Annotated in this window: 7 protein-coding genes; 4 read left to right on the forward strand and 3 right to left on the reverse strand. The window is 68.8% G+C overall.

The features are described from left to right. Positions 1 to 147: 147 nt before the first annotated feature. On the forward strand, positions 148 to 780 hold the full coding sequence (locus tag WBP48_RS03960; protein WP_424436407.1) for a response regulator: 633 nt from the start codon (positions 148 to 150) through the stop codon (positions 778 to 780). A 128-nt stretch (positions 781 to 908) separates the two neighbouring features. Here the strand turns inward: WBP48_RS03960 and rpsT are convergent, their stop codons facing one another. From rpsT to WBP48_RS03975, 3 genes are all read right to left on the reverse strand, one after another. After that, positions 909 to 1,169 (reverse strand): 30S ribosomal protein S20, encoded by a 261-nt coding sequence (rpsT, locus tag WBP48_RS03965; protein WP_424436410.1) that lies wholly within the window; start codon positions 1,167 to 1,169, stop codon positions 909 to 911. A gap of 113 nt (positions 1,170 to 1,282) precedes the next feature. After that, positions 1,283 to 2,014 (reverse strand): alpha/beta fold hydrolase, encoded by a 732-nt coding sequence (locus WBP48_RS03970; RefSeq protein ID WP_424436413.1) that lies wholly within the window; start codon positions 2,012 to 2,014, stop codon positions 1,283 to 1,285. A gap of 418 nt (positions 2,015 to 2,432) precedes the next feature. After that, positions 2,433 to 3,848, reverse strand: a complete 1,416-nt coding sequence (locus WBP48_RS03975; RefSeq protein WP_424436416.1) for a DUF222 domain-containing protein — start codon at positions 3,846 to 3,848, stop codon at positions 2,433 to 2,435. Positions 3,849 to 4,035: 187 nt separating this feature from the next. Here WBP48_RS03975 and lepA point away from each other — a divergent pair, with 187 nt between their 5' ends. The 3 genes from lepA to hemW form a co-directional block, all read left to right on the forward strand. Then, positions 4,036 to 5,880, forward strand: coding sequence for a translation elongation factor 4 (lepA, locus tag WBP48_RS03980; RefSeq protein WP_424436419.1), 1,845 nt, complete (start codon positions 4,036 to 4,038; stop codon positions 5,878 to 5,880). 22 nt (positions 5,881 to 5,902) lie between these two features. Beyond that, a complete protein-coding gene (locus WBP48_RS03985; RefSeq protein WP_424436422.1) occupies positions 5,903 to 6,553 on the forward strand; it encodes a DUF1990 family protein in 651 nt (216 codons plus the stop codon). Further along, the coding region (gene hemW / locus WBP48_RS03990) for a radical SAM family heme chaperone HemW (RefSeq protein ID WP_424436425.1) at positions 6,553 to 7,559 on the forward strand (1,007 nt) is incomplete at its 3' end. The genes WBP48_RS03985 and hemW, both read left to right, overlap by 1 nt.

Here is a 7,559-nt window from a genome sequence, read left to right on the forward strand (position 1 = left end):
GGACGGGGGCACGTGTGTGCGTGTGTTCCTGCCGATCGAGGCGATGCCCGCCGCCGATGCGGCGCGCCCGCTGGCATCGGTCCCTCGCGAGCTCGCCGGCGAAGAGGCGCAACCCGTGGCATCCGCATCTCGCGAAGGAGCCGCCTCGTGATCCGCGCCGTCGTCGTCGACGACCACCCGGTGTTCCGCAAGGGCCTCGTCGCGCTGCTGCGCGCGAGCGAGATCGAGGTGGTCGGCGAGGCGGGGTCGGGCCTCGAAGCGCTGGCCGTGGTCGGCGAGACGCAACCCGACGTCGTGCTCATGGATCTCTCGATGCCGGACCTCGGCGGCATCGAGGCCACCGCGCGCATCGCCGCGACGTGGCCGGAGGTGCGGGTCGTCGTCATCACCCTCTTCGACGACGAGGCGACGGTGCGGCGCGCATTGCAGGCGGGGGCATCCGCGTACGTGACGAAGCAGGCAACGCCCGAGCAGATACTCGGCGCAGCGGAAGCCGCCTTCGCCGGCGCGCTGTGGCTCGGTCCCGGCGTACCCCGTCCGCTCGTCGGCGCGAACGCTCCGGCCGAGCAGTACATGGGCGGACTCGGTGGGATCGGTCTGACGACCCGCGAGGCGGCGGTCGCCGACCTCCTCGGCCGCGGATTGAGCAATCCGGTCATCGCCGAGCGCCTGCATCTGTCGGTCAAGACAGTCGCCAACTACGTGTCGATCGTCGTGCTCAAGCTCGGTGCCGCCGACCGCGCCGAGGCGGCGCGCATCGTGCGCGCCGCTACGGGCTGACCAACGCCGCCCCGCGGCCCCCGCGCCGCCGCGGGATGCAGACAATCTCGTGAGCTGCGGACGCTGATCGGCAAAGAGAAGAGCCCGGACCGCGGAGGGGGTCGGGCTCTTCTCCTGGATCGTGCGACTCAGAGAGCGGCAACCTGCTTCGCGATGGCCGACTTGCGGTTCGCAGCCTGGTTCTCGTGGATGACACCCTTGCTCACGGCCTTGTCGAGCTTACGGGTGGCCGTGGCAAGCGCCTTCTCGGCGGCAGCCTTGTCGCCCGCGGCGACCGCCTCGCGGGTGCGGCGCACCTCGGTCTTCAGCTCGCTCTTGACGGCCTTGTTGCGCTCGTGTGCCTTCTCGTTGGTCTTGTTGCGCTTGATCTGCGACTTGATGTTCGCCACGTTCGACGGTTCTTTCGTTAGGAGTTTTCGATGGATGTGCCGGTTTGGCGGTAGAGGGGCGCCTCCGGCGGCGTGCAGGGTGGGACCCACACGCAAGCCAAACACTGAGTCTATCAGGCTCGCGCGTTGTCCGCCCGTAACGTCGCGAGTGCGAGATCGATCACGGCGTTGAACACGCGCGGGCGCATCGCGGTCACGAGGTGCGACGTGCGGGGCACGACGATGAGTTCGGACTGCGGAACGAGCGAGACGAACAGCCGCTCGTTCACCCGCAGCTGATCGAACTGGCCGTTGACGAACCAGGTCGGTACGTCGATGCGCCGGAGTGCCGCAAGCAGGTCCAGCACCGACAGTGACCGCAGGGCCACGTCTTGCGCGTCGTAGGCGTAGCCGCCGGCACCGAAGTCGGTGCGCGTCTCGGCGGGGAGCGTGCGGTCCAGCACCCATTCGGAGATGCGAGATCCGCGATTCGGCAGTCGGTTGAAACCGAGCGCGAGGGTGCGGTAGGTGCGCAGGCCGATGCCCCGCGGGATGGCGGTACAGGATGCTGCGATGAAGCCGTCGACAGGCGGCCGGTCTTCCGCGCCGACATACGCGATCGAGAGCAGTCCGCCCATCGAGTGCCCCGCCAGGAGCACGTGGCCTTCTGTCGCGGCCTCGCGGACGGCGCCGTCGATCGTGGCAAACGCGCCCTCGAGGGTGAACTCTTCCGACATCCGAGTGCCGTGTCCGGGGAGGTCCACTGCGACGGCGGGAACTCCGAGCGCGGCGAGATGCTCCCGTTGCGCGCGCCACATCGTCGCGGAGGTGCGGATGCCGTGCACCATCACCACCGTCGTCGTCACACTTTCAGCCTATGCGCGCGTGAGCGCGACGACGGAGCCGTCTGCGCGCGCCCCGTCCTCCTGCGCGACGACAGCGACGAGCGTCGTGGGCAGGAGCCGGTTGATGCGCACAGGGAGGACGGCCGTCAGTCACGCCGATGTCGGCGCCGTTCGGGAGCACACTGAGCGAGTCGCGCAGCATGGACTCGTCGCCGTCACTCAACTGCGCGGCGACGTGATCTGCGGCCTCGACCGGATCGCCGAAGTCGATGTCGGTGATGCCGGCCGGGCCCACCGCCGCGACGCGCCACCGAACCGAGCTTTCTTGGCAGCCGATGGGTTCGACAGGGCTGACGGGTCGGCTCTTTCGCATCGTTCGGTGTCCTGGTGCATGCGGGCTGCACCCTGTACCGTCCGCCGTCTCTGAGGCCCGCATTTGTCAGAACGGCGCCGGATCGAGGGGATCGTAGGCCGTCTGCCACCGGGGCGGGACGAACTCGAGCTCGGGCGGGGCGTTGTTGAGGTAGGTGCGACCGGTGGGTGAGGTGAACTCGAGAGTGCCCGCGCCGAGCTGCCGGATCCCCCAAGGCGATGAGTGCTTGAGTCGGTGATGTCGTCTGCAGAACAGGCCGAGGTTTTCGGCGGTCGTCCGACCGCCGTCGGAGTACGCGATGGTGTGATCGGCGTCGCAGTGCGTGTCGACCCGGCGGCATCCCGGCCAGCGGCAGTGGTGGTCGCGGGCGATCAGGAAGCGACGCTGCTCGGCGCTGGGCCGGTAGCGGTCGACGGCGACGGGGATGCCGGTGACCGGATGCGTGAGGATCCGGTCCCACCCGGACGCGGCACCCGCGATGCGGCGGGCGGTGTCAGGGTCGATGGGGCCGTGCCCGGCGAGCACCGAGGGATCGTCATCGAGACCGGCGAGCGTCAACACGGGGATCGTGACGGACACTGAGCCGCGGATCGATCCCAGCGCGTCGGGATCGCCGTGGCCGGTGGGGGTGGCGGTCAGGACGATGTCGCTGAGGATGTCGAATCGCAACTGATCGCGGGAACGCTCGTCGGATGCCGTCGGCGCACTCTCGTCCGGATCGGGGATCGTGTCCGGCGTGGTGTTGTCGTTGGGCACGGGTTCCGCGTCAGGATCGTCCTCGATGCTCTCCGCGAGCTGCGTGAGGCGGTCGAACATGGCGAGCACGAGAGCGGCCGGACCGTCGGCCTGCAGCCGCGCAAGACCGTCCTCGAGACTGTAGGTTCGGACGCGGCGATTCTCGTGGGCGGCCTGCTGGCGGGATGCCACGAGATCGGGCTGCAGCCGCGCGGCGATGACACGCGCAGTATCCCGCAGCGCTGGCGCTGTCAGCTCGGCAGCGGCCTCCAGAGCGCGCCGTTCGTACTCGGCACGATTGTCCGCAGTGACGCCCGACCCGCCATCGATGATCGCCGACGCGTGCCGCTCATCGACCTCGCCGGATCGCAGCGCCTCGAGCGTGGCGGGGTAGTTCTGCACCAGTGCCGATCCGTCTCCGAGCCAGATCCGGAGGGTCTGGTCCGACACCCGCAGCGCCGCACCGAGCTCGGCGATCACCTCGCGCAAGGGGATGTCGTCACCGATCCCCTGGTTGTCCTTCTTTCCTGCGGCGCGCGCAGCCGCCCGCTGGGCAACGCGCTCCGCGACCAGAGCGACCGCTTCGGCGCACAACTCAGCACGTTCGGCGTGCAGCCGGCTCATCTCGGCGCGGTTCTGCTGTGCGCGCGTCACGAGTGCCGACAATGCTGCATAGTACGGTTCCCGCACGGCAGGCTCACCCGCGGCATCCCTCTCGGGATCCGAAGGATGGAACTGGGGATTCATGGACACTCCAGACGTCGACAAATGAACGTCAGGAGGCTTTGTCCTGCTCAACCCGTTCCCTCAGCATGAATGGCGCCTTGGTACTAGAACAAATGTAGCATGGTCGGCACCGAAGCGCAAGCATTTCTCGATCCAGTATATTCACACCCGGAACCCGCACCCGGCGCGCCGGTAGACTTCACGGGACATGTCCCCGCGCGCCCTGAAGCCTCTCGAGCCGTCCGCGACCCCTCCAGAGCTGATTCGCAACTTCTGCATCATCGCCCACATCGACCACGGCAAGTCGACGCTGGCCGACCGCATGCTGCAGATCACCGGCGTGGTCGCCGACCGCGACATGCGGGCGCAGTACCTCGACCGCATGGACATCGAGCGTGAGCGCGGTATCACGATCAAGTCGCAGGCGGTGCGGATGCCGTGGGCTTCCGCGGGCGCGACCTACGCGCTCAACATGATCGACACCCCCGGCCACGTCGACTTCACCTACGAGGTCTCGCGTTCCCTCGCGGCGTGCGAGGGCGCGATTCTCCTCGTCGACGCGGCGCAGGGCATCGAGGCGCAGACGCTCGCCAACCTCTACCTGGCGCTGGACAACGATCTGCAGATCATCCCGGTGCTGAACAAGATCGATCTACCCGCCGCCGATCCCGAGAAGTATGCCGCCGAGCTCGCGAACCTCATCGGCGGCTCTCCCGACGACGTGCTGCGCGTATCCGGCAAGACCGGTGTCGGTGTCGAAGACCTGCTCGACCGCATCATCGAGGCGATTCCGGCACCGACCGGCGTCGCCGACGCGCCGGCGCGCGCCATGATCTTCGACTCGGTGTACGACTCGTACCGCGGCGTCGTCACCTACGTGCGCATGGTCGACGGCAAGCTCGAGCCGCGCGAGCGCATCCAGATGATGTCGACCAAAGCGACGCACGACCTCCTCGAGATCGGCGTTTCGAGCCCCGAGCCGGTGCCGACGAGAGGTCTCGGCATCGGCGAGGTGGGCTACCTCATCACGGGCGTGAAGGACGTGCGCCAGTCCAAGGTCGGCGACACGATCACGAACCAGCGCCGACCGGCATCCGTCGCACTCCCGGGCTACACCGACCCGAAGCCGATGGTCTTCAGCGGGATCTACCCGATCGACGGCAGCGACTACGCGGACCTCCGCGAAGCGCTCGACAAGCTCAAGCTCTCCGACGCCTCGCTGCAGTACGAGCCAGAGACGTCGGTCGCGCTGGGCTTCGGCTTCCGGTGCGGGTTCCTCGGGCTGCTGCATCTGGAGATCATCACCGAGCGGCTGGCGCGGGAGTTCGACCTCGACCTCATTACGACCGCCCCGTCGGTGACCTACGAGGTCACGACCGACACGGGCGAGACGGTCACCGTCACCAACCCCAGCGAATATCCCGACGGGCGAGTCGCAGAAGTCGCCGAGCCGGTCGTCAAAGTCGGCATCCTGCTGCCGAAGGACTACGTCGGCACCGTCATGGAGCTGTGTCAGTCGCGGCGCGGAACGCTGCTCGGCATGGACTACCTCAGCGAGGACCGCGTCGAACTGCGCTACAACATGCCGCTCGGCGAGATCGTCTTCGACTTCTTCGACCAGTTGAAGAGCAAGACGCAGGGCTACGCGAGCCTGGACTACGAGCCGGCCGGCTCGCAGACCGCCGACCTCGTCAAGGTCGACATCCTGCTGCAGGGCGAGAAGGTCGATGCCTTCAGTTCGATCGTCCACCGCGACAAGGCCTACGCCTACGGCACGATGATGACCGAGCGGCTGCGCAAGCTCATTCCGCGCCAGCAGTTCGAAGTCCCGATCCAGGCGGCGATCGGCGCGCGCATCATCGCGCGCGAGAACATCCGCGCCATCCGCAAGGACGTGCTCGCCAAATGCTACGGCGGCGACATCACCCGCAAGCGCAAGCTGCTCGAGAAGCAGAAGGAGGGCAAGAAGCGCATGAAGATGGTCGGCCGCGTCGAGGTCCCCCAGGAGGCGTTCATCGCCGCGCTCTCCGGCGAGGTCGAATCCAAGAAGTAGGCACCGGTTTAGGCTGGACGTCATGCGGCGCGGGAACTTCCAGGACGGCACGGTCGACTATGCCGCCGTGGGGGCGAGCCAGGCGCCCGACCTCATGGGCTACCCGCCGGAGAAGAGCATCCCGGCCGAAGACGCCTGGCGGCTCGGCAGCGGCGGGGAACGATTCGCGACCTCCGCGGACGCCCTGCTGGCGTGGGCGCCGCTGCGCGGGGCGGGGCTGACCGTGAGCGATGTGCATCCCGCTGCGGGTCCGACCTACTCCGGTGTGAGCTTCGATGACGCGGGCACGCCGCTCGCGCCGTCGAAGCTCGAGACCGAGCAGCGGTTCGACGCCGACGGCACCCCGTACGTCGCCGCTGGCACGTCGCTGCGTGTGCACGGGCGGGTCGGCGGTCTGCGCGCCGATGCGCACCTGCGCGTCATCTCCGTGACCGAGGAGCCCCGTCGCGTCGGATTTCTGCTCGGCACGATCGGGGAGTCGGTCGTCAGCGGCGAGGAGTCGTTCCTACTGGAGTGGTACGAGAACGACGAGGTGTGGTTCCGCGTGCGCGCGTTCGACCGGCCAACGTCGCCCCTGTATCGGATGCTGCCGGTCCTCGTGAAGCGGCGCCGCCGGGAGCTGTTCGGCGGCTATCTGCGGGCGCTGTCGCCGCTGTTCGCGACACCCTCCTGATGGGCTCGGCGCTGCCACTGGGCGATCCTGCGCCGCTCGACGGTGCTCTTCCCGTCGATGTCGCCGTCGACGCGGATCGCGACTTCGGTGTCTACGTCCACGTGCCGTTCTGTCGCGTGCGCTGCGGGTATTGCGACTTCAACACTTACACGGCGGGTGAGTTGCGAGGTGCCCGGCAGGATGCGTATGCCGACGAGGTACTGCGCGAGCTCGCGCTCTCGCGAGGGGTGCTCGCCGCGCGGGGACCGCTGCGGCCGGCATCCACCGTCTTCTTCGGCGGTGGCACACCGACGCTCCTGCCGCCCGGCGACCTCGCGCGCATGCTGCACGGCGTGCGCGACACCTTCGGCCTCGGGCCGGATGCCGAGGTCACGGTGGAGGCGAATCCCGACACCGTGACGGCGGCGATGGCGACGGAACTGGCCGCGGCGGGCGTGACCCGCATGTCGATCGGGATGCAGTCCGCCGCGCCGCACGTGCTGGCGACCCTCGATCGCACGCACGATCCGGCCGGCGTCGCGACGGCGGTCGCCGCGGCGCGCGGGGCAGGGCTCGACGTGAGCGTCGACCTCATCTACGGCGCCCCGGGGGAGTCCCTCGACGACTGGCGCCGCTCGGTCGAGACGGCGGTCGCCCTCGAACCCGACCACGTGTCGGCGTACGCGCTCGTCGTGGAGGAGGGCACGAAGCTCGCCCGGCAGATCCGCCGCGGTGAGGTCCTCGAGCCCGACGACGACCTGCAGGCGGACATGTACGAGTTCGCCGACGAGGCGCTCTCCGCCGCCGGCTTCGACTGGTACGAGGTCTCGAACTGGGCGCGCACGCCTGCGCAACGCTCCCGGCACAACCTCGCCTACTGGCGCGGCACCGATTGGTGGGGATACGGTCCCGGTGCGCACAGCCACGTCGAGGGGCTGCGGTGGTGGAACGTCAAACATCCCGCGGCGTACGCGCAGCGCCTCGCGGCGGGGCACTCCCCGGCAGCAGGGCGCGAGCGGCCGGATGC

Source organism: Microbacterium sp., from assembly GCF_049661145.1.
Lineage (GTDB): Bacteria > Actinomycetota > Actinomycetes > Actinomycetales > Microbacteriaceae > Microbacterium.

Coding starts and splice junctions, on each gene's coding strand:
- WBP48_RS03975 (WP_424436416.1), bottom strand. CDS start 3,848: ATGAATCCCCAGTTCCATCCTTCGGATCCCGAGAGGGATGCCGCGGGT.
- lepA (WP_424436419.1), top strand. CDS start 4,036: ATGTCCCCGCGCGCCCTGAAGCCTCTCGAGCCGTCCGCGACCCCTCCA.
- WBP48_RS03985 (WP_424436422.1), top strand. CDS start 5,903: ATGCGGCGCGGGAACTTCCAGGACGGCACGGTCGACTATGCCGCCGTG.